The sequence below is a fragment of the Caulobacter sp. GW821-FHT10A10 genome (assembly GCF_059415745.1).
Genome location: NZ_JBWKNV010000003.1, coordinates 368,671 through 392,062 on the forward strand (window position 1 = coordinate 368,671; position 23,392 = coordinate 392,062).

21 protein-coding genes are annotated in these 23,392 nt (G+C 68.0%); 10 read left to right on the forward strand and 11 right to left on the reverse strand.

Going from position 1 to position 23,392, the window contains the following annotated elements; genetic code table 11:
- Positions 1 to 16 precede the first annotated feature (16 nt).
- The 3 genes from AC07NS_RS11050 to AC07NS_RS11060 are packed head-to-tail and all read right to left on the reverse strand — an operon-like array spanning position 17 to position 2,404.
- Positions 17 to 1,108, reverse strand: coding sequence for an alpha/beta fold hydrolase (locus AC07NS_RS11050; protein ID WP_494603138.1), 1,092 nt, complete (start codon positions 1,106 to 1,108; stop codon positions 17 to 19).
- Entirely contained in the window at positions 1,108 to 1,524 is a 417-nt protein-coding gene (locus AC07NS_RS11055) for a hypothetical protein (protein ID WP_494603139.1), read from the reverse strand. The genes AC07NS_RS11050 and AC07NS_RS11055 overlap by 1 nt, the downstream gene beginning before the upstream one ends.
- 22 nt (positions 1,525 to 1,546) lie before the next feature.
- Complete coding sequence (locus AC07NS_RS11060) at positions 1,547 to 2,404, reverse strand: NAD(P)-dependent oxidoreductase (protein ID WP_494603140.1); 858 nt, start codon at positions 2,402 to 2,404, stop codon at positions 1,547 to 1,549.
- Between the two features lie 127 nt (positions 2,405 to 2,531).
- On the opposite strand from AC07NS_RS11060, the gene AC07NS_RS11065 reads away from it, so the two are divergent.
- On the forward strand, positions 2,532 to 3,431 hold the full coding sequence (locus AC07NS_RS11065) for a flagellar motor protein MotB (protein WP_494603141.1): 900 nt from the start codon (positions 2,532 to 2,534) through the stop codon (positions 3,429 to 3,431).
- 110 nt (positions 3,432 to 3,541) lie between these two features.
- Positions 3,542 to 4,387 carry an arginyltransferase gene (locus AC07NS_RS11070; protein ID WP_494603142.1) on the forward strand — a complete coding sequence of 282 codons (846 nt, stop codon included), beginning with the start codon at positions 3,542 to 3,544 and terminating at the stop codon, positions 4,385 to 4,387.
- A gap of 162 nt (positions 4,388 to 4,549) precedes the next feature.
- On the opposite strand, the gene AC07NS_RS11075 is transcribed toward AC07NS_RS11070, so the two are convergent.
- The 8 genes from AC07NS_RS11075 to AC07NS_RS11110 all read right to left on the reverse strand — a co-directional run bounded on the left by AC07NS_RS11075 (position 4,550) and on the right by AC07NS_RS11110 (position 12,300).
- Positions 4,550 to 5,317, reverse strand: coding sequence for an SDR family oxidoreductase (locus AC07NS_RS11075; protein WP_494603143.1), 768 nt, complete (start codon positions 5,315 to 5,317; stop codon positions 4,550 to 4,552).
- 27 nt (positions 5,318 to 5,344) lie between these two features.
- Positions 5,345 to 6,670, reverse strand: a complete 1,326-nt coding sequence (locus AC07NS_RS11080; protein ID WP_494603144.1) for a serine hydrolase domain-containing protein — start codon at positions 6,668 to 6,670, stop codon at positions 5,345 to 5,347.
- A 247-nt stretch (positions 6,671 to 6,917) separates the two neighbouring features.
- Positions 6,918 to 7,094, reverse strand: coding sequence for a hypothetical protein (locus tag AC07NS_RS11085; protein WP_494603145.1), 177 nt, complete (start codon positions 7,092 to 7,094; stop codon positions 6,918 to 6,920).
- Between the two features lie 76 nt (positions 7,095 to 7,170).
- Entirely contained in the window at positions 7,171 to 8,415 is a 1,245-nt protein-coding gene (locus AC07NS_RS11090) for an SGNH/GDSL hydrolase family protein (protein WP_494603146.1), read from the reverse strand.
- Positions 8,416 to 8,737: 322 nt separating this feature from the next.
- A complete protein-coding gene (locus AC07NS_RS11095; RefSeq protein WP_494603147.1) occupies positions 8,738 to 9,529 on the reverse strand; it encodes a rhamnogalacturonan acetylesterase in 792 nt (263 codons plus the stop codon).
- Positions 9,529 to 10,668, reverse strand: coding sequence for an FMN-dependent L-lactate dehydrogenase LldD (gene lldD, locus AC07NS_RS11100; RefSeq protein WP_494603148.1), 1,140 nt, complete (start codon positions 10,666 to 10,668; stop codon positions 9,529 to 9,531). The genes AC07NS_RS11095 and lldD overlap by 1 nt, the downstream gene beginning before the upstream one ends.
- 4 nt (positions 10,669 to 10,672) lie before the next feature.
- Positions 10,673 to 11,434, reverse strand: coding sequence for an L-rhamnose 1-dehydrogenase Lra1 (lra1, locus tag AC07NS_RS11105; RefSeq protein WP_058350571.1), 762 nt, complete (start codon positions 11,432 to 11,434; stop codon positions 10,673 to 10,675).
- 32 nt (positions 11,435 to 11,466) lie between these two features.
- Positions 11,467 to 12,300 carry an IclR family transcriptional regulator gene (locus AC07NS_RS11110; RefSeq protein ID WP_494603149.1) on the reverse strand — a complete coding sequence of 278 codons (834 nt, stop codon included), beginning with the start codon at positions 12,298 to 12,300 and terminating at the stop codon, positions 11,467 to 11,469.
- Between the two features lie 212 nt (positions 12,301 to 12,512).
- Between AC07NS_RS11110 and rhmD the strand changes: the two genes are divergently transcribed.
- The 8 genes from rhmD (at position 12,513) to AC07NS_RS11150 (ending at position 23,331) form a co-directional block, all read left to right on the forward strand.
- Positions 12,513 to 13,691, forward strand: coding sequence for an L-rhamnonate dehydratase (gene rhmD / locus AC07NS_RS11115; RefSeq protein ID WP_110122025.1), 1,179 nt, complete (start codon positions 12,513 to 12,515; stop codon positions 13,689 to 13,691).
- A 43-nt stretch (positions 13,692 to 13,734) separates the two neighbouring features.
- Entirely contained in the window at positions 13,735 to 14,598 is an 864-nt protein-coding gene (locus AC07NS_RS11120; protein WP_110122026.1) for a 2,4-didehydro-3-deoxy-L-rhamnonate hydrolase, read from the forward strand.
- Positions 14,595 to 15,344: an SDR family NAD(P)-dependent oxidoreductase gene (locus AC07NS_RS11125; protein ID WP_110122027.1), complete on the forward strand. Its 750-nt coding sequence runs from the start codon at positions 14,595 to 14,597 to the stop codon at positions 15,342 to 15,344. The genes AC07NS_RS11120 and AC07NS_RS11125 overlap by 4 nt, the downstream gene beginning before the upstream one ends.
- Positions 15,345 to 15,401: 57 nt before the next feature.
- Entirely contained in the window at positions 15,402 to 16,307 is a 906-nt protein-coding gene (locus AC07NS_RS11130; RefSeq protein WP_494603150.1) for an amidohydrolase family protein, read from the forward strand.
- A 32-nt stretch (positions 16,308 to 16,339) separates the two neighbouring features.
- The gene (locus tag AC07NS_RS11135; protein ID WP_494603151.1) at positions 16,340 to 16,675 is read left to right on the forward strand and encodes an L-rhamnose mutarotase; all 336 of its coding nucleotides are present in this window, start codon (positions 16,340 to 16,342) and stop codon (positions 16,673 to 16,675) included.
- Positions 16,676 to 16,679: 4 nt separating this feature from the next.
- Positions 16,680 to 20,453, forward strand: coding sequence for a beta-galactosidase (locus AC07NS_RS11140; protein ID WP_494603152.1), 3,774 nt, complete (start codon positions 16,680 to 16,682; stop codon positions 20,451 to 20,453).
- 40 nt (positions 20,454 to 20,493) lie between these two features.
- A complete protein-coding gene (bglB, locus tag AC07NS_RS11145) occupies positions 20,494 to 21,603 on the forward strand; it encodes a beta-galactosidase BglB (RefSeq protein WP_058350578.1) in 1,110 nt (369 codons plus the stop codon).
- Positions 21,604 to 21,696: 93 nt separating this feature from the next.
- Positions 21,697 to 23,331 carry an MFS transporter gene (locus tag AC07NS_RS11150; RefSeq protein ID WP_494603153.1) on the forward strand — a complete coding sequence of 545 codons (1,635 nt, stop codon included), beginning with the start codon at positions 21,697 to 21,699 and terminating at the stop codon, positions 23,329 to 23,331.
- Positions 23,332 to 23,392 lie beyond the last annotated feature (61 nt).

Consider the following 23,392-nt stretch of genomic DNA (forward strand, 5'->3'; position numbering starts at 1 on the left):
TGAATGTCAGGCTGACCTACTTCTCCAGAAACGCCGCCAGCCGGTCCTTCCACAGCACCGCCCAGGTGTGGCTGCCATGCCCCTTGGTCTTCTCGTTGGCCGGCAGCAGCACGAACTCCCCGCGCTTCAGACGCTTCACCTCGCGCTCGGCGATGCCCAGCTCCGGCGGGTTGATGAAGTCGTCGGCCGAGTTGATCCACAGCACCGGAACCTCGATCTTCTCCAGGCCCGCCGACGGGTCGTAGTTGCGCGAGGCGTCCACCTGATAGAGCAGGTCGTTGGCGTCCAGCCCCGCGATGCGGCGGGCGAAGTCGGCCTCCAGGGCCTTGTCGGTCGCTTCGCGGGTGGGCAGGGCCAGCTGCATCGGCAGGGCCGAGGCGCCGGCGATGATCAGGAAGTCGGTGGCCGTGCGCAGGCCCTGCCTGGGCTGCTCGGTGTAGTCGCCGCCGTTCCAGGCCGGATCGGCCTTGATGGCGTCCATGGTCATCTTGCGCCACATGCGGTTGCGGCCGGCGATGGCCACGGGCTGGCAGGCGAACGGCGCCAGCTTCTGCGCGAAGCCCGGATACGCCTCGCCCCAGACGAAGGCGTGCATGCAGCCCATCGACGTGCCCATCAGCAGCCGCAGGCGATCAACCTTCAGCCCTTCGACCAGCAGTTGGTGCTGGGCCTGCACCATGTCGTCGTAGTCATAGTGCGGGAACTTCGCCCGCAGCCCGTCCGAGGGCTTCGACGACTTCCCGTGGCCGATCCCGTCGGGCAGGATCACGTACCACTTGGCCGGATCCAGCAGGCCGCCGGGAACCAGCAGCTCGTCGGCGAACTGCGGCGACAGGAACTGCTTTCCCGAGCCGCCCGTGCCGTGCAGCACCATCACCGCGTTGGTCACCTTCCCTTGCGCGTCGCGCTTCGGCTCGCCCAGGGTGGTGTAGTGCAGCCGCAGCTCCGGCAGGGTCTCGCCCGAGCGGAACTTGAAGTCCCGAACCACGAACTCGCCGTCTTTCGGCGCCGGGGCGGGAGCGGCAAAGGCGGGGGCCGAGGCCAGGCCGGCGCAAAGGGCCAGGCCGGCGGCGAACTTGCGGATCATGCGGATGCTCATGCTGGTCATCAGGCGCGAATGTCTTCGAAGGCTTGCCGCAGCTGCGCCTCGCGCGGCCCCTGCGAGCGGATCATCAGGAACTTGCCCGACCAGACGCCGGGAATGTTCCAGCGCCCTTCGATCTCGGTTCCGTCGTCGCTGACGGTCCCGGCGTAGAACACGTCGTGGTTCCAGCCGGCCGAGCCGTCATAGGTCTTGGTGAAGCTCACGTCGGCGCCCTCGCGCGTTCCCAGCAGGGTCGCGAACACCTCGACCGCACCGTGCTCGTCCTCGGCGACCTCGTGCACCGAGCCGCTGACCCACGCGCCGCTTTCCAGCAGCGTGGCGGTGAACGACACCGGCGCGAAGGCCTGGGGATACGAATAGAGCCCCTGCCAGACCCCGGTCAGGTTTGCGTTCGCCTGGTTGGGATTTCCGTCGCTCATGGCCCCCGCCCCTCGCCGTCGCCTACTTCTTGTCCAGCCGCGCCACGAGGCTCGACGTGTCCCAGCGATTGCCGCCCATGGCCTGCACCTCGCCATAAAAGCCGTCGATCATCCGGGTCATGTCGAGGGCCGCGCCGTTGCGGGTCGCCTCGTCCAGGGTGATGCCCAGGTCCTTGCGCATCCAGTCGACCGCGAAGCCGAACTCGAACTCACCGCGCGACATCGTCCCCCAGCGGTTCTCCATCTGCCAGGACTGGGCCGCGCCCTTGGAGATCGCCGCCAGCACGTCGTCGGTCGGCAGGCCCGCGCGCTTGGCGAAGTCCAGCGCCTCGGCCACGCCCTGCACGACGCCGGCGATGGCGATCTGGTTGCACATCTTGGTCAGCTGGCCCGCGCCCGACGGACCCATGCGGCGCATGGCCTTGGCGTAGACGTTGAGCACCGGCTCGGCGGCGTCGTAAACAGCCTGCTCGCCGCCGACCATGATCGTCAGCTGGCCGTTCTCGGCCCCCGCCTGGCCGCCGGAGACCGGCGCGTCGAGGAAGCCCACGCCCTTGGAGGCGGCGAGCGCGGCCATCTCCCGCGCCACCGTAGCCGAGGTGGTGGTGTGGTCGACGATGATCGCGCCGGCTTCCAGCGCCGGCAGGATCTCGGCTGTCACCGCGCGGACGTCGTCGTCATTGCCCACGCACAGGGCCACCAGTTGCGCGCCCTTGCAGGCGCCGGCGATGGTCGGATCGCTGCTTCCGCCGTGCTTTTCAACCCAGCGGGCGGCCTTCTCGGCCGTGCGGTTATAGACAGTCACGTCGTGGCCGGCGGCCTGCAGGTGGCCCGCCATCGGAAAGCCCATCACTCCCAGGCCGATGAACGCCGTCTTCATGCGCGAGACTCCTTGCCGCACCCTGTGGTTTCGGCCCCGTCTCTGGCCCCTCGGGCCTGCGATCGCAACGCCATTTTAACGTCCTGCCGTCAGGTTGCCCCGACAGGGTTAAGCAGGCTTAAGCACGATGGCGTCGACCGGCGAAGCGCCGATCATCATCAAGAAGATCAAGAAGGGCGGCGGTCATGGTCACCATGGCGGCGCCTGGAAGGTCGCCTATGCCGACTTCGTGACGGCGATGATGGCCTTCTTCCTGCTGATGTGGCTGCTCAACACCACGAGCCCCGAGCAGAAGCAGGGCATCGCCGACTATTTCGCCCCCGCCTCGATCTCGTCCAGCACCAGCGGCTCGGGCGGCATCCTGGGCGGCACCTCGCTCGGCGACGACGGCGCCAAGGCCGACGGCAAGATGTCGGTCGTCCAGCAGATGGCCCCCGAAGCCCCCGACCAGACAGATCAGGACGGCCAGTCCTCGACCACCGCCAGCCTCGACTCGGCCAGCGAGCAGGCCCTGCGCGACGCCCTGGCCAAGAAGGAACAGGACAGCTTCGCCTCGGCCGCCCAGTCGCTGCGCCAGTCGCTGCAGGACATGCCCGAACTGGCCGAACTGTCGAAGCAGATCCTCATCGACCAGACCCCGGAAGGCCTGCGCATCCAGCTGGTCGACCAGGAAGGCCGCTCGATGTTCAAGGAAAACAGCAAGGAGCCCAACGACCGGGCCCGCCTGCTGCTGCGCGCCGTGGCCAAGGTCATCAACCAGCTGCCCAACCGCATCACCGTCTCGGGCCACACCAGCGCCGACGCCCGCGGCCGCAAGGCCGACAGCGACTGGTCCCTGTCGGCCCAGCGCGCCGACGCCTCGCGTCAGATCCTGCGCGGAGCCGGCGTCGACGACGACCGCATCTACCAGGTGTCGGGCAAGGCCAATTCCGAGCCCCTCTACGCCGACGATCCCACCCTGGCCGGCAACCGCCGGATCTCCATCGTCCTGCTGCGCGAAAAGCCCGTCCTGCCCGACAACCTGTGACCGTATGACGCGTCACGCGTTTGTCCTGCTTGCACAACGGCTCGGCATGCCGCCTAATCCCTCCTGAGGCATAGGCGGGGGCCTGGCCGAAGGAAGGGGACAGGGACGACGTGACGCAGCATTTTCCGACGCGACAGCTTCGGTTCTTCCTGACGGCGCCGACCCCATGCCCGTACCTGGCCGGCCGCCAGGAGCGGAAGGTCTTCACGCACCTGCCCCTGTCCGACGGTCCCGGCGTCAACGACAGCCTCACCCAGGTCGGCTTCCGCCGCTCCCAGAACATCGCCTACCGCCCCGCCTGCGAGACCTGCCGCGCCTGCCAGTCGGCGCGCGCGCCCGCGGCCGACTACGAATTCTCGCGCTCGGAGCGCCGCGCCCTGAACCGCAACGGCGACCTCGTGCGCCATCTGGTCGAGGCCGAGGCCACGCTGGAGCAGTTCGAGCTGCTGCGCCGCTACCTCACCGCCCGTCACGCCGACGGTGGCATGGCCGAGATGACCTGGCCCGACTACGTCGCCATGGTCGAGGACACCGCTGTCCGCACCCACCTGATCGAGTATCGCCGCCCGTCCGTCGACCGCGGCCCGGGCGAACTGGTGGCCTGCGTGCTGGTCGACGTCCTCGCCGACGGCCTGTCGCTGGTCTACAGCTTCTACGACCCGACCGAGGTCCGCCGGAGCCTGGGCTCCTTCATCATCCTCGACCACATCGTCCAGGCCCGCCTGACCGGCCTGCCCTACGTCTATCTGGGCTACTGGGTGCCGGGCTCGGAGAAGATGGCCTACAAGGCCCGCTTCTCGCCGCTGGAGATCCTCAAGCCCGGCGGCTGGTCGCTGATGTCGGCCCGCGAACGCGGCGCCCGCCCGCCCAAGGCCGCTCCCGCGCCTGCCGTCCGCGAGGTCGAACTGTCGGACGCCGTGCCGCTGACCGAACTGCCGGCGGCGGGGAAGCCGTAGTTTAAACCCTCTCTCTTAGAGAGAGGGAGGGGCCCGCTGCGAAGCAGCGGGAGGGTGAGTGGTTTCGCCCTTGGCCGCCTAGCCCCCGGCCGATCTCGGACAGCGCCTCAATCGGCCAGATTTTACCCCCTCACCCTCCCTCTCCCCATGGGAGAGGGTCGTCTACCGCGACCAGGCCACCCCGCCGTCCACCGCCAGCGTGGCCCCCATCACATAGTCCCCCGCCCGCGAGGCCAGGTAGATCGCGGCCCCGGCCATGTCCTCGGGCTCGCCGATGCGGCCGGCGGGGATGTGCTTGGCCACGGCGTCGGCGTGGTCGCGGGCGACGCGGTTCATGTCGCTGGGAAAGGCGCCCGGCGCGATGGCCGAGACGGCGATGTTGTCGGCCGCCAGCCGCAGGGCCATCCGCTTGGTCATGTGGATCAGGCCGGCCTTGCTGGCGCCGTAGGGATAGGTCTCCTCCTTGGTCACCGACAGGCCGTCGATCGAGGCGACGTTGATCACCTTGGCCACGCGGGCCTTGGCCGCCTCGCGCAGCGGGCCGATCAGGGCCTGCGTGAGAAAGAACGGCGTCTTCATGTTGAGGTCGACGGTCTTGTCCCAGCCGGCCTCGGGGAACGCATCGAACTCCGCGCCCCAGGCCGCGCCGGCGTTGTTCACGAGGATGTCGAGCTTGCTTTCGCGCTCGATGATCCGCGCCGCCAGGCCCTGCACGCCCTCCAGGGTCGAGATGTCGCCGGGCAGCGACACGCACTCGCCGAATTCCGACAGCTCCTCGGCCGCCGCGTCGCAGGCGCCGGCCTTGCGGGCGGTGATGTAGACTCGCGCCGCGCCGTAGCGCAGGAAGCCCTCGGCGATCATCCGGCCGATGCCGCGCGACCCGCCGGTGACGAGCGCCACCCGGCCCTCGAGCGAGAACATTTCCAGCATGCGTTTCCTCCAGCCCTTTCGTGGGCCTTATTTTTCGGGGTTCGTCAGCGCCTGGTAGACCAGGGTCGCCGTGCGTTCGTCGAGATTGCGCAGGGCCGGATCGCCGTCCTTGGCCAGCACGTGGATCATGCCCAGGAAGATCACGTCGTTGGTCGGATCGATCCAGAACCAGGTGCCGGCCGCGCCGCCCCAGCTGTAGGTCCCCTTCCCCGCCAGCGTCCCCGCCCGGGCCGGATCGGTGACGACCATGAAGTCCAGGCCAAAGCCCTTGCCCGTCGCCTTCGAGAACCCGGCCTTGGGATCATCCAGGATCGCGTCGGGCAGATGGTCGGAGGCCATCAGCTTCACGGTGGCCGGCGACAGGATCCGCACCCCGTCCAGTTCGCCGCCGTTCAACAGCATCTGGGCGAAGCGGGCGTAGTCGGTGCTGGTCGAGACCAAGCCGCCGCCGCCCGAGGCCACGACCGGCGGCTTGGTGACGTCCAGCACCATGAAGCCCTCGGCCGGGACGATCTTCTTGTCCTTGCCGCTCCACATGTAGAGGTCGGCCAGGCGGGACAGTTTTTCCGGCGGCAGCGAGAAGCCGGTGTCCTTCATCTGCAGCGGCTCGAAGATGCGCTTTTGCATGAAGTCCGGCAGGCTCTGGCCCGACAGCTTCTCGACGATGAAGCCCTGGATATCGACGCCGACGCTGTACTTCCACTGCTTGCCCGGCGGGCCGTAGAGCGGCAGCTTGGCGACCTTCTCGACGAACTCCTGGCCGCTCTTGGAGCTCAGCACCCCGGTCGAGACATAGGCCTTGTCGACCGGGTTGTCGGGGTTCAGGCCATAGGCGAAGCCGGCCGTGTGGCTCATGATCTCGCGCATGGTCGGCGGCCGGTCGGCGGGTTCGGTGACGAACGAGCCGTCGGCGTTGAGGCCCTTGTAGACCCGCAGGTTGGCGAACTCGGGGATGTACTTGGTCACCGGGTCGTCGAGGCGCCACTTGCCCTCCTCGAACAGGATCATCATCGCCACGCCCGTGACCGGCTTGGTCTGGGAATAGATGCGGAAGATCGTGTCCTTGGTCATCGGCGGGCCGCCGAAGCCCTGGGCGCCATAGGTCTCGAGGCTGACCACCTTGCCGTGGCGGATGAGCATGGTCGTCGCGCCCGGCAGGTGGCCGGTGGCGACAAGGTCCTTCATCAAGGCGTCGAGGCTTTTGAGCCGCTGGGACGAGACCCCGACGCTTTCGGGCGCGGCGGCTGGCAGGACCGGCTTCGGGGCGGCCAGGACGGGCGATGCGCCCATCGCCAGAGAGATGGCCAGGGCTGTCGCCAACCCGAAACGCCGCCCCAAACCTCGCGTCGCCATGCTTCACCCCAAACAGCCGTTTGGAAGCGACCTTACCGGGGATTGCGACAGGCGCAATCGCGCTTGGAAGAGTGGGATGGTGTCAGGAAAGGCAGCGGAGGTTTTTCCGCGATCCCCTCCCCCTTGATGGGGGAGGGGCAGGGGTGGGGGTGGTGCGGCGTCAGACGCCACGCCGCCGCCAATGCGGCAGTCACCCCCATCCCCGGCCCTTCCCCCATCAAGGGGGAAGGGAGAAAGGAAAGACCGCCTACTTCTTCTTCGCTTTGCCGGCCGCCACGGCCAGGAACACCGTCCCCACGCCGCAGAACACCGCGAACAGGGCGATGAACACCGCCGACTTTTTCGAGTCGCCGTCGGCCGCATGGGCCAGGGTCGGCGCGGCCAGGACGAACGCGCCGGCCAGCAGCGACTTGATGGTCTTCATCGGAAAAGCCCCCTCACACGAGTACCGCAAGGAGCTAGCCCGCTTTCCACCATCGCGACAAGCCGACCCGCACCCGCTACTTCGCCGAGAACAGCGCCTTGTCGATGGCTTCGGCCATCAGGGCGTAGCCTGCGTCGTTGGGGTGCAGGTGATCGCCGCCGTGGGTCTCGACACGCAGCTGGCTGGGCCTGGCCGGATCACGCAGCACCGCGTCAAAGTCGACGATCCCGTCGAACTCGCCGCTGGTGCGGATCCAGGCGTTGACCGCCTGGCGCGTGGCCTCGCCCTTCTCGTGATAGTAGGCCGCGCCCTCGAACGGCGGGATGACGCCGCCATAGATCTTCACGCCGCGCGCATGTGCCCGGGCGATTAGCTGGCGATAGCCGGCGATCAGGTCCTCAGGCGTCACCGCGTCGGCGGAAAAGCCCGGCTGGGCCGGACGGCCGATGTCGTTGATGCCTTCCAGCAGCAGCACCGCCTTCAGGCCCGCCACGCTGAGCACGTCGCGGTCAAAGCGCGACAGCGCGCTGGGGCCGGAGACCTCGCGCAGCAGCCGCCCGCCGCCGATGCCCATGTTGACCACGCTCCAGCCCTCGCCGCGCGCGGCCAGGCGCTGGGCCAGCTGCTCGGGATAGCCCTTGTCGGCGTTGGCGGTCGAACCGGAGCCCTCGGTGATCGAGTCGCCGATCGCCACCAGCACCGGCGCCTCGCCGGCGCCGCGCACCTCGACCCCGCTGACCAGGCCAGGACCGCGCAGTGTCTCCTCGCCCGGGATCTGGCTCTTGGCCACGTGGTTGCCGGGCGGGGCCACGAACAGCCGCACGCGGTGGCCGGCCGGGGCCTGGGTCCCGACGTAGAAGATCGCCACCGACACCCGGTCCATGGCCTTGACCGGCAGAGCGATGGGATCGGTCAGCAGCGGCGCGCCCGGCGCGATCGTGAACTCGCTCTTGCCGCCCACGGTCACCGCGATCGGCGCGCCCAGGATCTTGCCGTCGGCGTCGGCCGGCGCGACGCTGATCGCCCCCACCGCCAGCGGACGCTCGTTCAGCTCATTAGAAAGCCGCAGGCGCAGCGCGTCGCCGCCGGCGTTCAGCCGCATCACCTGGCGCACCGTGACGTCGGTGAAGGCCCGCGCCTCGCCCGGCCGGGCCACGGCCTGCGGCGCGATCGGCGCATTGCCCCAGGCGCTGCGCCAAGCCGGCGCGGTCGCGACGGCGGCGGCGGGACGGGCTTTCGAAGCTTTCGAGGGGGCGGCCAGCAGCGGCGCGCTCGGGGCCAGGGCCAGGACCAGGGCGGCGGACAGCAGAAGTCGTTTCACGGCGTTTCCCCACGCAACGGCGGTTGACGTCCGCCACTTCAGTGATATTCTCAATATATCGATCAATTGTCCATATTATGAGAATTGATCATTGGATCGAGTTCGATCCTTCCCCGTTCTGCCTGACCTCGTTCCCCCTGAGGTCGCAGGAGCGCCGGCCTGGCCAGCGCTCCTTTCTTTTTGCCTGAACGGCTCCCCGCTCTCCCCTTTTCCGTAAAACCCCCGCGAAAGCGGGGGCCCAGGTGTTTTGTCGTCGAGCGCCGCGCGTTTCAGAAAAAGCCTGGGTCCCCGCTTTCGCGGGGATTTTACGGTGGAGAGAGCGCTAACGCCCCGCGCAGCTCGGCTCGCCGCGCGCCGAGGCGTCGGCGACGCCAGGCAGCACCAGCTTGGAGACCGGAACCTTCGCCCCCCGCAGCCCCTTGGCCACGATGCCGGCCGCCATGCGCGCGCCCAGCTCGTTGGGGTGGGTGGTGTCGTTGATGCCTTCGGGGTGGCTGGCGATCTTGTCGGCGGCCGAATAGATCATGAAGCGCTTGGCGCCCTCGGCCTCGCCCAGCTTCTGCAGGACGGCCTGGCTTTCCTTGTCCAGGTCGATCAGCGGGGTCTTGGTCTCGGCCGCCACCCGCCGCACGGTCGCCGAATAGGGACCGTGGGTGTCCTGGATCTGGCCGTCCTTGAAGATCAGCTTGGCGATCGGGGTGATCAGCACCGGCTTGGCCCCGGCCGTGCGCACGTCGGCCACGAACCGGCGCAGATTGTCGGCATAGGCCCCGTTCGGATCGGTGAAACGGACGATCTTCTTGGTGTCGGCGTCGTTGTGGCCGAACTGGATCAGGACGGTGTCGTCCTTCTTCAGCTGCGCCATCAGCACCGCCCACAGCCCCTCCTCCTGGAAGGTCTTGGTCGAGCGGCCGCCGCGGGCCAGGTTGACGATCTCCGCCTCTGGCTTCAGCGAGCACTTCAGCACCATGCCCCAGCCCATCTGCGGGAAGCTTCCCGAGTTGTAGTTGGCGGCGGTGGAGTCGCTGGCGATGACGATGCGGTTCGGATCGGCCAGGGCGGCGGGCACCGCCCCCAGCACGAGAGCGATGGCGAGGGCGGCGGCGGTTTTCATCAGCGGGTCTCCGCCAGGATTGAACGGTCGATCTCGGAGACGGAATTGACGCCGGTCAGCGCCATGGCCACCCGCATCTCCTTCTCCATCAGGTCGAGCAGCTGGGTCACGCCCGCCTGCCCGTTGGCCGCCAGGGCGTAGACGGCGGCCCGGCCCAAGAGGACGCCCTTGGCGCCCAGGGCCAGCATCCGCACCACGTCGAGGCCCGAACGCACACCGCCGTCGGCGAGTACGGTCAGCTTGTCGCCGACGGCCTCGGCGATGGCCGGCAGCGCCTTGGTCGAGGACAGCACGCCGTCCAGCTGGCGGCCGCCGTGGTTGGACACCACGACGCCGTCCGCGCCGATGTCGGCGGCGGCCTTGGCGTCCTCGGGATCGAGCACGCCCTTGATGACCAACGGCCCCTTCCAGGACTGCCGTATCCATTCCAGGTCCTTCCACTGGATCGAGGGGTCGAAGTTCGCCCCAAGCCAGCCCATGAAGTCCTCGAGGCCCGTATTGCCCTTCAGCACCGGAGCGACGTTGCCCAGGGTGTGGGGACGGCCCATCAGGCCGACGTCCCACGCCCATTGCGGCCGGCCCACGGCCTGCAGCATCCGGCGCACCGAGGCGTTCGGACCGCTCATCCCCGAATGGGCGTCGCGATAGCGAGCCCCCGGCACGGGCATGTCGACGGTGAAGACGAGCGTCGTCGCCCCCGCCGCCGCCGCCCGCGCCAGGAGGTCACGCATGAAGGCCCGGTCGCGCAGCACATAGAGCTGGAACCACAGCGCCCGGCTGGACGCCGCGGCCACTTCATCAACGTCGCACACCGACACCGTCGACAGGCACAGCGGCACGCCCTTGGCCGAAGCCGCGCGCACCGCCTGGCACTCGCCCCGCCGGGCGTACATGCCCGTCAGGCCGACCGGCGCCAGCACCACCGGCATGGACTGCTCCACGCCGAACAGGCTGGTCGCCGTCGAGACCCTGGACACGTCCTTGAGCACCCGCTGGCGCAGGGCCAGGTCGGCGAGATCGGAGACGTTGCGGGCCAGGGTCCGCTCGGCATAGGCGCCGCCGTCGATGTAGTCGAAGAGGAAGCGCGGCAGCTTGCGCCGCGCCGCCTCGCGGAAGTCGGTGGTCGACGAGATGATCACGGGACTACTGCAGGTTCACGAACGCGCCGCCGTCCACCAGCAGGGCCGCGCCGGTGACGTAGTTGGCCAGGTCCGAGGCCAGGAACACGATCGGGCCGGCCAGGTCGTCGGGCTCGCCCAGGCGGCCCAGCGGGATGCGGCCGCTCATGTATTCGCGCTTGGCGACGTCGGCCAGGTCTTCCTTGTTGATCGCGGTCTCGATCGTGCCCGGCAGCACCGAGTTGCAGCGGATGCCATGCTTGCCCAGCGCGATGGCGGTCGACTGCATCAGGCTGTGCACGCCGGCCTTGGTCGGGGTGTAGTGCGTCTGCATGCCGCCCCCGACCAGGGCGCTGATCGAGGACACGGCGATGATCGAGCCGCCGTGGCCCTGCTTCACCATCTGGTTGGCGGCCGCCTGCACCATGTAATAGGCGCCGAACAGGTTCACCTTCATGGTCCGCTCCATCACTTCCGGCGGCATGTCCAGGAAGGCGTGGAACGGGCAGATGCCGGCGTTGTTGACGAAGACGTCGACCTTGCCGAAGGCCGCGACGGCGGCGTCGACGAAGGCCTGGGCGGTTTCGACCTGGGCCACGTCGCCCTTCACGGCGATGGCGCGGCGGCCCAGGGCCTCGATCTGCGCCACGGCGTCGGCCGCGCCGGCCTCGTCGGAGTGGTAGTTGATCGCCACGTCGGCGCCATGACGCGCCGCGCCGATGGCGGCCGCCTTGCCGATGCCGCCCGAGGCGCCGGTCACCAGCACCACCTTGTCCTTCAGAAGCATAGTTCCTCCGTCATACACACGCGCGGGAGGCGTCAGGTCTTGGCGCCCGAACCCCGCTTACCGTTCCAGCCCAAATCGCGGCTGATCGCGTCGGCGGCCAGGCGGACGTCGTCCACCAGGCCGGTCATCCGGTCGTCGTCCATGTATTGAGCAGCGCCCGAGACGCTGATCGCGGCGACGATCTGACCGCCCGCCCCGCGCACGGGCGCGGCCACGCAGCGGATGCGGTCTTCGTTTTCTTCCAAGTCGAAGGCGATGCCGCGCTGGGAGTAGTCGCGCATCCACGCGATCCACTGCTCCTCGCTGGGCGCGCCGGCGGCGGCCGGGCCTTCCTTGCGATAGAGCGCCCGCCAGCGGGCTTCCTCGTCGTCCAGCACCAGGGCCTTGCCCAGGCCCGTCGAGCGGATCGGCTGGCGATCGCCCACGCGCGAGGAGATGTTGATGCGGCGGCGGCCGGTCAGCTTGTCCAGATAAAGAGCGCGGTCGTCGTCCAGCACGCCCAGGTGGACGGTGTCTTCCAGCTCTTCCCACAGCTTTTCCAGGTGCGGGCGCGCGACGCGCGGCAGGTCCATCTGCTGGCTGGCCAGATAGCCCAGTTCGAGCAGCTTGGAGCCAAGGCTATAGCCTTCGCGCGGGGTTTGGGTGAGCATACGCCGTTCGACCAACGCCGTGGCCAGACGGTGGGTGGTGCTGCGGGTCAGGCCGAGTCGCGCGGCCAGGGCCGGCAGGCCGATGGCGCCCGCGTCGGCCACCACGTCGAGCACGTCCAGGCCGCGAAACAGCGTCTGGCTGCCGCTTGGGCTCTTGGTCGCCGCGCCTTCGTCGTCAGCCACTGGTTCCGCTCCCCTTGACGTGCTGGGTTTCATTTTGTAGCACTACCTCTCATAATATGGAACGCAAGACAAGGGCTCGCTTCGCGACTCTTCGGGTCACGGATCTACCGCGGCGAGCGTGTCATACGATGTTCTGGGGAGGTAGCGCGAACATGTGTTCGCGCCGTTCGGCGGCCCCGCTGGCGCGCCCTCCCCCGGTTTGGGGTTGATCCGGTCGAGCGACCGGGCGTTGTTGGAGCACTAAGATGCCGCTTCCCTTGATCAAGCATGTCCGGGCCTTCGTGGTCCGCGGCGGCGGCGCTGATTATCACGACCAGGGCGAAGGCCACTGGATCGACGATCACATCGCCACCCCGATGTCGCGCTATCCGGAATACCGCCAGAGCCGCCAAAGCTTCGGCATCAACGTGTTGGGCACGCTGGTCGTCGAGATCGAGGCCGTCGACGGCACGATCGGCTTCGCGGTGACCACCGGCGGCGAGCCCGCCGCCTACATCGTCGAAAAGCACCTGGCCCGCTTCCTGGAAGGCCGCGACCCGACCGAGGTCGAGAAGATCTGGGACCAGATGTACTTCTCCACCCAGTACTACGGCCGCAAGGGCCTGGTCGTGAACGCCATCTCGGGCGTCGACCTGGCGCTCTACGACCTGCTGGGCAAGCTGCGCCAGGAGCCGGTCTACGCCCTGCTGGGCGGCAAGGTCCGTGACGAGCTGACCTTCTACGCCACCGGCGCCCGTCCGGACCTGGCCAAGGAGATGGGCTTCATCGGCGGCAAGATGCCCCTGCACCACGGCCCGGCCGAGGGCGAGGAAGGCCTGCACAAGAACATCCAGGAACTGGCCACCATGCGCGAGCGCGTGGGCGAGGACTTCTGGCTGATGTTCGACTGCTGGATGTCGCTGGACCTCAACTACGCCACCAAGCTGGCCCACAAGGCCCACGAGTTGGGCCTGAAGTGGATCGAGGAGGCCCTCAGCCCCGACGACTACTGGGGCTATCGCGACCTCAAGAAGAACGCCCCCAAGGGCATGCTGGTCACCACCGGCGAGCACGAAGCCACCCGCTGGGGCTTCCGCATGCTGCTGGAGATGGAATGCTGCGACATCATCCAGCCGGACGTGGGCTGGTGCGGCGGCGTCACCGAGCTGATCAAGATCGCCAACCTGGCCGACAGCAAGGGCGTGATGATGATCCCGCACGGCTCGTCGGTCTACAGCTACCACTTCGTCATCACGCGCCATAACAGCCCGTTCGCCGAGTTCCTGATGATGGCGCCCAAGGCCGACGAGGTCGTGCCGATGTTCCACCCGCAGCTGATCGGCGAGCCCGTGCCGGTCAACGGCAAGCTCAAGCTCGGCGACGCGCCCGGCTTCGGCGTCGAGCTGAACCGCGACATCGCCCTGCACCGTCCCTATCCGCGGTAAGCCGCGCCCCTTCCTCCCCCATTTCCCCTAGAGCCAGAAGATCATGAAACTGCTGCGTTACGGCCCGCGGGGCGCCGAAAAGCCCGGTCTGCTCGACGCCGAAGGCAAGATCCGCGACCTGTCGGGCCACGTGTCCGACATCACCGGCGCCGAACTGTCGCCCGAGGGCCTGGCCAAGATCGCCGCCATCGACCCGGCCACCCTGCCGGTGGTCGAAGGCTCGCCGCGCTACGGCGTGCCGATCGGCAATGTCGGCAAGTTCCTGGCCATCGGCCTGAACTTCGCCGACCACGCCAAGGAAGCCGGTCTGGAGCCCCCGCCCGAGCCGATCTTCTTCACCAAGGCGATCTCGTGCCTGAACGGCCCGAACGACCAGGTCATGCTGCCCAAGGGCGCCGAGAAGGGCGACTGGGAAGTCGAGCTGGGCGTCGTGATCGGCAAGCGCGCTCGCTATGTCGAGCAATCCGAAGCCCTGGACTACGTCGCCGGCTACGTGCTGGTGAACGACGTCTCCGAGCGCGCCTTCCAGAAGGAGCTCGGCTCGCAGTGGGACAAGGGCAAGGGCTGCGACACCTTCGGTCCGGTCGGTCCGTGGGTCGTCACCGCCGATGAGGTCGGCGACTGCCAGAACCTCGACATGTGGCTCGACCTCAACGGCAAGCGCATGCAGACCGGCAACAGCAAGACGATGATCTTCGGCGTCGCCGAACTGATCGCCTACATGAGCCGCTTCGTCACCCTGGAGCCGGGCGACATCCTGACCACGGGCACCCCTCCGGGCGTCGGCGAAGGCCAGAAGCCGGAAAAGATCTTCCTCAAGGCCGGCGACGTCATGGAGCTGGGCATCGAGAAGCTCGGCAGCCAGCGCCAGGAAGTCATCGCCTGGACTAAGGAAGGCGTCTCGTGACCGTCTACGCCAACCGCTTTGCAAACCGCGCCGCCGTCATCACCGGCGGAGCCTCGGGCCTGGGCAAGGAAACCGCCCGTCGCCTGGTCGCCGAAGGCGGCAAGGTCGCCCTGTGGGACGTCAACGCCGAAGCCCTGAAGGCCGCCGCCGAAGAGATCGGCGCGACCTTCACCTACGCGCTCGACGTCTCCGACGAAGCCCAGGTCGCGGCCGCCACGGCCGCCAGCCTGGAGGCCCTGGGCAAGATCGATGTGCTGGTCAATTCGGCCGGCATCACCGGCGCCACCGTGCCGGTGCACGAGTTCCCGCTCGACAGCTGGAAGCGCGTCATCGACATCAACCTGAACGGCCTGTTCTACTGCTGCCGTTCGGTGGTGCCGCACATGCTGGCGGCCGGCTACGGCCGCATCGTCAACGTCGCCTCGGTGGCCGGCAAGGAAGGCAATCCCAACGCCAGCGCCTATTCGGCGTCGAAGGCCGGCGTGATCGGCCTGACCAAGTCGCTGGGCAAGGAACTGGCCGGCAAGGGCGTGATCGCCAACGCCCTGACCCCCGCCACCTTCGAAAGCCCGATCCTCGAGCAGCTGCCCGCCAGCCAGGTCGAGTACATGCGCTCGAAGATCCCGATGGGCCGTCTCGGCGAAGTCGAGGAAAGCGCCGCCATGGTCTGCTTCATGGCCAGCGAAGAGTGCAGCTTCACCACCGCCGCCACCTTCGACACGTCCGGCGGCCGGACCACCTTCTAAGCTTTTGTATCCGGGCTCGCCCGCCCTTCGGGGCGGGCGGGTTCAAAGGGAGGAACCATGGCGTACGCGGGTCCGATCATCGACGCCCACATGCACCTGTGGGACCTCGACAAGCACTACTATTCCTGGCTGCAGGACGACCCGCTGCCCAACAATCCGGCCGGCGACATGAGCCTGATCGCCGGGAAGGACTACCTGCCCGCCGACTACGCCGCCGACGCCCTGCCCTGGCGCGTCCAGAGCTTGGTCCATGTCGAGTGCGGCCTGCCGACCGACAAGCAACTGTCCGAAACCGACTGGCTGGAAGGCCTGGCCGACGCCGGCGCGCCCATCGGCGCGATCGTCGCCGGCGCCAACCTGGACGATCCGAACGTCGAACTGCTGCTGGAAGCCCACGCCGAGCGCCCGCTTGTTCGCGGCATCCGCCAGATCGTCAATTTCCACCAGGACCCGGCCAAGACTTACGGTCCGTCCGACCTGCTGCTGAACCCGGCCTGGCGCCGTGGCTTCGCGCTGCTGGCCGACCACGGCCTGTCGTTCGACCTGCAGCTCTATCCTTCGCAGATGGCGACGGCGGCCGCGCTGGCCGACGCCCATCCCGACATCCCGCTGATCGTCAACCACGCCGGCATGCCGACCGACCGCGACGAGGCCGGCCTGGCCCTCTGGCGCGCTGGTATAGCGGACCTCGCCAAGCGTCCGAACGTCACCTGCAAGATCTCGGGCCTGGCCATGGTCGACCGCGCCTGGACGGTGGAAAGCCTGCGCCCGTTCGTCCTTTACGTGATCGAGGCCTTCGGCCCCGAACGCAGCATGTTCGCCAGCAACTTCCCGGTCGAGAAGGTGCACGGAAGCTTCGACGCCTTCTACAGCGCCTACGACGCCATCACGGCCGACTTCAGCGACGCCGAGCGCCAGCGCCTGTTCGCCGGCACGGCCGCCGACGTCTACCGCATCGCCTGACAACCATAAAAAGACGCCCGGAGGACACCCCCATGAGCAGCAAGATCGAAGGTCGCCCGATCGCCTTCCGCATGCAGCTGAAGGCCGGCGTCGCCGCCGAGTACGAGCGCCGCCACGACGAGCTGTGGCCGGACCTGGCCGAAGCCCTGCGCGGCGCGGGCATCTACGACTATTCGATCTTCCTCGACGAAGAGACCATGAGCCTGTTCGCCGTGCTGCGCCTGAAGCCGGACAACGACAAGGGCGCCCTGCCCCTGCAGCCGGTGATGAAGCGCTGGTGGGACTTCATGGCCGACCTGATGGAGGTCCACCCCGACAACAAGCCCGTCGAGTGGCCGCTGAAGCCCGTCTTCTTCTTCGAGGGCTGAGCTAGTGAAGCGCACCGCTTTCCTCGGCCTCGCCGCCGCCCTGCTTGCCAGCACCGCGCTGGCCGAGCCGACGCGCTACGTCATGACGGCGTTCACCAACGCCAGCCAGTCGAACATGAGCATCTACGACTCGGCCGACGGAACGCGCTTCACCCTGCAGAAGCCGCTCGCCTACACCCCGCCCAAGGGGCTGATCCGCGATCCCAGCGTGCTCAAGCGCAAGGACGGCTTCTACTACGTCGCCTACACCACTGGCTGGACCGGCAACACGATCGGCCTGGCCCGCAGCAAGGACCTGGTCGACTGGACCTTCCTGCGCGACGTGACGATCGACGTGCCCGGCGTCACCAACAGCTGGGCGCCCGAGTGGTTCGTCGACCAGGACGGCTCCGAACACCTGATCCTGTCGGTCTCGACCACCGGCATCGGCGGCCAGTTTCAGCCCTACCGCATCACCGCCCAGGACTCTGACCTGACCAGCTGGAGCGCCCCGCGCCCGCTGTCGGGCATGGGCCCCAACTACATCGACGCCTTCGTCGTGCGCGAGGGCTCGCAGTACCAGGCCTTCGCCAAGAACGAGACCACCAAGTACATCGAGCTGCTGACCGCCCCGTCGCTGGACGGCCCCTGGCAGGTCAAGGGCGGCGGCGACTGGGCCGGCTGGGGCAAGTTCCTCGAAGGCCCCGCCGTCACGCGTACCCCTGAAGGGGCTTGGCGCGTCTATTTCGACGAGTACATGGCCAAGCGCTACTGGTACTCCGACAGCAAGGACGGCTTCCGCACCTGGACCAAGAAGCAGGAACTGCCCGAGCTTTCCGGCACGGTCCGCCACTTCACCGTGCTGAAGGAAGGCGGCGACCAGGCGGTCGCGACCAAGCCGGCTGAAGCCCACAAGATCACCTGGGACAAGTACTCCCTGAAGGTCGACGGCGCCCGCATCTACTCCTGGGGCGGCGAGTTCCATCCCTTCCGCGTGCCCAGCCCCGACCTGTGGCGCGACATCCTCCAGAAGATGAAGGCCAGCGGCTACAACACCGTCGCGATCTACATCGACTGGGGCTACCACTCGCCCAAGCAGGGGGTCTACGACTTCAGCGGCGTGCGCGACATCGACCGCGTGCTGACCATGGCCAAGGAAGAAGGCCTCTACGTCATCACCCGCGCCGGGCCCTACGTGAACGCCGAGCTGACGCGCGGCGGCTTCCCCGGCTGGCTGGTCAACCAGCAGGCTCGCGCCCGCACCGACGCGCCGGAATACGTCCAGGCCGCCGACGAGTGGCTGAGCCAGATCAACAAGGTCATCGCCCGCCACCAACTGACCACCGGCCAGGGCACGGTCATCGCCCACCAGATCGAGAACGAGCTCGACGTCGTCGGCGCCCCGCAGCAGCGCTACATGCAATGGCTGGCCGACAAGGCCCGCGCGGACGGCATCACCGTCCCGCTGTTCCACAACGACAAGGGCCGCAACGGCTACTGGGTGCCCAAGGACTCCAAGGTCCCCGGCACGGTGGAAGGCCCGACCGACCTCTACGCCTTCGACGGCTATCCGGGCGGCTCGTGCAAGGTCGACTCCACGCCCTCGGCGGCGGGCGTCGCGCCCGACTGGGGCCTCTACGGCGCCGGCGGGGCCAAGGGCGGCGCCTCGGCCAGCCCCAACACCCCCGGCTTCGCGGCCGAGTTCGGCGGCGGCTGGTTCGACTACTGGGGCAGCAACGGCGACTACGACTGCACCGCCCTCCATCGCGGCGTCGGCTACCAGCGGGTGTTCTACGGCACCAACATCGCCAACGGCCTGACGATCCAGAGCTTCTACATGACCTATGGCGGCACCAGCTGGGGCTGGCTGCCGGCCCCGGTGGTGTTCAGCTCTTACGACTACGGCTCGGCCATCGACGAGGCCCGCGGGCTTCGCGACAAGGCCAAGGTCATGAAGCAGATGGGCCAGTTCCTGAACGCGGTTCCGGACCTGACCCGCATGGACAAGGGCGAGTTCGTCACCGTCTCGAACGACAAGGTCCGCGTCTATCACAACATCAACGCCGAGACCGGCAGCCACCTCTATGTGGTCGTCCACAATCCCAGCAGCGCCACCGGCGACGAGAGCTTCACCTTCAAGCTGAAGACCCGCGACGGCGAGTACGTGGTCCCCTCGCGGATCAAGGGCCAGGACAGCAAGATGCTGATGGCCAGCTACGACCTGGGCGGCCAGCGGCTGGTCTATTCGACCTCCGAGATCCAGACCCACCTGCCCTGGAACGGCGGCGATCTGGCCCTGCTCTACGGCCGCGCCGGCGAGGCTGGCGAGACCGTCCTGCGCTACGCTCAAGAACCCAAGGTCGAGGTGCTGGAAGGCCAGGTCACCTCGGCCTTCGACGCCGCCAAGGGCGACCTGAAGCTGACCTACAGCCACACGGGCCTGGCCCGCGTGCGCATCACCGGCGGCGGCCGTCCGCCCCTGGTGCTGCTGCTGGCCGACGAGGCGACGGGCCAGACCTTCTGGCGCCAGGACACGCCTGCCGGCCCGACCCTGCAGCGCGGCCCCGGCCTCGTCCGCACCGCCGCCGTCAAGGGCGGCGTGCTGTCCCTGACCGGCGACACCGAGGCCGAAAGCCCGCTGGAAGTCTTCGCCCCCAAGGGCGTGAAGTCCGTCCGCTGGAACGGCGCCGCCGTCGCCGCCAAGGCCACCGCTTCGGGCTCGCTGCTGGCGTCCAAGGCCCTGCCCGGCCCGGCCGCCGTCACCGTTCCGGACCTCGCCAAGCTCGAATGGAAGACCGCCGCCGGCTCGCCCGAGTCCGACCCGGCCTTCGACGACAGCGCCTGGGCCAAGGCCGAGGGCAAGCGCGGCGGCTCCACCGTGCGTCCGCCCACCGGCCAGCCGGCGCTCGACATGAGCACCCACGGCTTCCACAACGGCGACGTCTGGTATCGCGGCCGCTACAAGGGCCGCGCCGACATCGACACCCTGACCCTCCACTACGGCGCCGGCGGCGCGGGGATGCTGCAGGTCTGGCTGGACGGCAAGTTCCTGGGCCAGCACGAGCTGGACGGCGGCCTGCCCCGCCCGATCACCACGGGCGTGGCGACCTTCAAGCTGCCCGAAGCCCTGCGCGGCGACGGCGAGCACGTGCTGTCGGTGATGGTGCGCAACAACGGCCACAACTGGGACCTCGACGCCGACGACTTCCACAAGGAAGCCCGCGGCCTGGTCTCGGCCTCGCTGTCGAGCCCGACCAGCTACAGCTTCGCCGTGCCGATCGCCTGGAAGATCCAGGGCAACAAGGGCGGCGAGGACATCGCCGATCCGGTGCGCGGCTCGCTGAACGAAGGCGGCCAGTACGGCGAGCGCAACGGCTGGCACCTGCCGGGCTTCCCTGACCAGAGCTGGGCCAAGGCCGACATGGCCGCGACCCAGCCCTACGCCGGCACCACTTGGTATCGCACGAACTTCGACCTCGCCTTGCCCAAGGACCAGGACGTGACCCTGGGCCTGACGATCGGCGATCCGAAGACCCCGCGCTCGCCGGGCCGCTACCGCGTGCTGATCTTCGTCAACGGCTGGAACATGGGCCAGTTCATCGCCCACGTCGGCCCGCAGCGGACCTTCGTCCTGCCGAGCGGCATCATCGACGAGCACGGCAAGAACACCATCGCTCTCGCGGTGACCAGCGACGGCGCCCCCGGCGACGCCCTGGAAGCCGTCAAACTGGAAGTGCTGCGCAACGTGGAAGGCGGCGTGCCCGTCGCCCGCGTTCCGGCTCCCGACTACAAACAGTAGGCCCCCGCCTACCGCCAGACCTACCCTTTAGGAGACTACCGTGCCCAATCTCGCACACGGCATCGAGGCCAAGGACGTCAAGGCCAAGATCGCCCTTCTGATCAGCAACCTCGTCGACATCACCGACGAGACGGGCGAGTTCCTGCTGCGCCTCGACGACGGCCGCGTCATCGACACCAAGGGCTGGAACGACTGGGAATGGACCCACGGCGTGGGCCTCTACGGCCTGTGGAAGCAGTACGAGATGTACGGCGACGAGCGCGCCTTCGACATCATGACCAAGTGGTTCGCCGACCGCTTCGAGGCCGGCACCCCGACCAAGAACATCAACACGGTCTCGCCGTTCCTGACCCTGGCCTACCTCTATGAGGCCACCGGCGACCACACCTATATCCCCTACCTCGAGACCTGGGCCGACTACGTCATGTACGAGGGTCCGCGCACCGAGGAAGGCGGCTTCCAGCACATCGTCTTCAACAGCGAGAACCCGCAGCAGCTGTGGGACGACACGCTGATGATGAGCGTGCTGCCGCTGGCCAAGATCGGCCTGCTGCTCGACCGCCCCGACTTCGTCGAGGAGGCCAAGCGCCAGTTCATGGTCCACATCAAGTACCTGGCCGACCGCAAGACCGGCCTGTGGTTCCACGGCTGGACCTTCGAGGGCCGTCACAACTTCGCCGACGCCCTGTGGGCCCGCGGGAACTGCTGGGTGACGATCGCCATCCCGGAATTCATCGAGCTGCTCGACCTGAAGCCGGGCGACGGCCTGCGCGCCTTCCTGATCGACGCCCTGGAAGCCCAGATCAAGGCCCTGACCAAGTTCCAGGACCAGGAGTCGGGCCTGTGGCACACGATCATCGACGACAAGACCTCGTACCTGGAAGCCTCGGCCACGGCCGGCTTCGCCTACGGCGTCCTGAAGGCCGTCCGCAAGCGCTACATCGGCAAGGAATACGAAGCCGTCGCCATCCGCGCCATCAAGGGCGTGCTGGCCAACATCGACGACGCCGGTGAACTGCAGCAGGTCTCGTTCGGCACCCCGGTGTTCGACACGATCCAGGGCTACAAGGACATCCCGCTGACCTCGATGCCCTACGGCCAGTCGCTGGCCATGCTGGCCCTCGGCGAGTTCCAGCGCGCCTTCATCTAAGGCTCGCGCATCTTCGAACTACCCGGTCCGCTCCCTGGGAGCGGACCGGACTTGGGGGCGACAAGACCCCCTCTTCTTGGGAATGAAACGAACATGGCCACGCCAGACCCCCGCAAACCGTCCTGGGTCACCTATTGGGGCTGGGGCTCCGGCGACATGCTGGGGGCCGGCGCGCAAGCCGTGATCACCGGCTGGCTGGCCTATTTCTTCATCACCTTCTGCGGGCTGTCGCCGGTCGAGACGGGCCTGATCCTGGGCCTGCCGCGCCTGCTCGAGGCGATCACCTGCCCGCTGATCGGCTACATCTCCGACAACCTGCGCCACACCTGGATCGGCCGGAAGGTCGGGCGGCGGAAGATCTTCCTGCTGGCCACCATCCCGCTGCTGCCGGCCTTCGCCCTGATCTTCGTCACCGGCAAGCCGTTCCTCTACTACCTCCTGACCTTCATCTTCTTCGAGTTCGTCTACACGATGTTCCTAATCCCGTGGGAAACCCTCGCGGCGGAAATGACGAAGGATTACAAGGAGAAGGCCAAGTTCGCCGGCGTGCGCATGATGGTCGCCCAGACCTCGGCGATCCTGGCCTCGTACCTTCCGACCCTGATCATCAACCACTTCGGCGGCAAGGACAGCCCCAACACCTTCCTGATCATGGCGGCCATCTTCGGCGGCCTGTTCAGCCTGGTGGTGCTGCTGGTGGTGCTGTTCACCTGGGAGCGCCCCTACACCGAGGAAGAAAAGCTGATCCAGCCCGAGCCGATGGACTGGAGCAAGGCCGCCCTGATCCCGGTCAACATGTTCCGCGACCTGTTCTCGACCCTGAAGCTGAAGGCCTTCCGCCAGCACCTGTCGCTCTATCTGGGCGGCTACATCAGCCAGGACATCTTCAACACCGCCTTCCCGCTGTTCGTGGCCACGGTGATGGTCGGCTCGACCCTGGTGATCTCCCAGGCCATGACGATGATGTACGTGGCCCAGCTGATCTCGGTGATGGTCGCCATCCGCGTGATCATCAAGACCGGCCCGACCGCCGCCTACCGCATGGCCATCAGCTTCGTCGGCGCGGCCCTGCTGCTGTTCCTGGGCTTCTACCTGGTCAAGCCGGCCGGCTTCTCGGCCGGCGTGGCGGCGCTGAACGGCAACATCTTCCACGCCCTGCCCGGCGGCGCGAGCTACAACCCGACGGTCCTGCTGTGGCTGTTCCTGCCGATCATCCTGGCGGGCCTGGGCCGCGGCACGCTGAACTTCGTGCCCTGGGGCGTTTACAACTACCTGCCCGACGTCGACGAGGCCGTCACCGGCCTGCGCCGCGAAGGCATCTTCGCCGGGGTCATGACCTTCGTGCGCAAGATCGCCCAGTCGGGCGCCATCCTGCTGACCACCAGCCTGATCGGCCTGGGCGGCTTCGTCTCGGCCGCCAAGGGCGCTCCGCCTGTCCAGCAGTCGCCGGAAGCCATCCGCGCCCTCGTGCTGGTCATGGTCGGCGGCCCGCTGATCGTGATGATCGCCGGCATGCTGATCTCCTGGAAGTTCCGCCTCAACGCCAAGACCCACGAGGTCCTGGTCCACGAAGTCGAACGCCTCCGCGCCGGCGCGACGCAGGCCGAAAGCCCCGAGTCCAAGGCCATCGTCGAGGACCTCACCGGCTGGAAGTACGAAACCCTCTGGGGCCGCGGCGCCAAGGCCAAGCCGGCCGTCGGCGAAGACCACATCCCGGACATCACCTGACGCTGTTCCCTTGCGGGAGACGGTGGCCCCCGCGAAGGCGGGGGTCGGGTGAGGGGTCTCT

Coding starts and splice junctions, on each gene's coding strand:
- AC07NS_RS11050 (WP_494603138.1), bottom strand. CDS start 1,108: ATGACCAGCATGAGCATCCGCATGATCCGCAAGTTCGCCGCCGGCCTG.
- AC07NS_RS11055 (WP_494603139.1), bottom strand. CDS start 1,524: ATGAGCGACGGAAATCCCAACCAGGCGAACGCAAACCTGACCGGGGTC.
- AC07NS_RS11060 (WP_494603140.1), bottom strand. CDS start 2,404: ATGAAGACGGCGTTCATCGGCCTGGGAGTGATGGGCTTTCCGATGGCG.
- AC07NS_RS11065 (WP_494603141.1), top strand. CDS start 2,532: ATGGCGTCGACCGGCGAAGCGCCGATCATCATCAAGAAGATCAAGAAG.
- AC07NS_RS11075 (WP_494603143.1), bottom strand. CDS start 5,317: ATGCTGGAAATGTTCTCGCTCGAGGGCCGGGTGGCGCTCGTCACCGGC.
- AC07NS_RS11080 (WP_494603144.1), bottom strand. CDS start 6,670: ATGGCGACGCGAGGTTTGGGGCGGCGTTTCGGGTTGGCGACAGCCCTG.
- AC07NS_RS11085 (WP_494603145.1), bottom strand. CDS start 7,094: ATGAAGACCATCAAGTCGCTGCTGGCCGGCGCGTTCGTCCTGGCCGCG.
- AC07NS_RS11095 (WP_494603147.1), bottom strand. CDS start 9,529: ATGAAAACCGCCGCCGCCCTCGCCATCGCTCTCGTGCTGGGGGCGGTG.
- lra1 (WP_058350571.1), bottom strand. CDS start 11,434: ATGCTTCTGAAGGACAAGGTGGTGCTGGTGACCGGCGCCTCGGGCGGC.
- AC07NS_RS11110 (WP_494603149.1), bottom strand. CDS start 12,300: ATGAAACCCAGCACGTCAAGGGGAGCGGAACCAGTGGCTGACGACGAA.
- rhmD (WP_110122025.1), top strand. CDS start 12,513: ATGCCGCTTCCCTTGATCAAGCATGTCCGGGCCTTCGTGGTCCGCGGC.
- AC07NS_RS11120 (WP_110122026.1), top strand. CDS start 13,735: ATGAAACTGCTGCGTTACGGCCCGCGGGGCGCCGAAAAGCCCGGTCTG.
- AC07NS_RS11130 (WP_494603150.1), top strand. CDS start 15,402: ATGGCGTACGCGGGTCCGATCATCGACGCCCACATGCACCTGTGGGAC.
- AC07NS_RS11135 (WP_494603151.1), top strand. CDS start 16,340: ATGAGCAGCAAGATCGAAGGTCGCCCGATCGCCTTCCGCATGCAGCTG.
- AC07NS_RS11150 (WP_494603153.1), top strand. CDS start 21,697: ATGGCCACGCCAGACCCCCGCAAACCGTCCTGGGTCACCTATTGGGGC.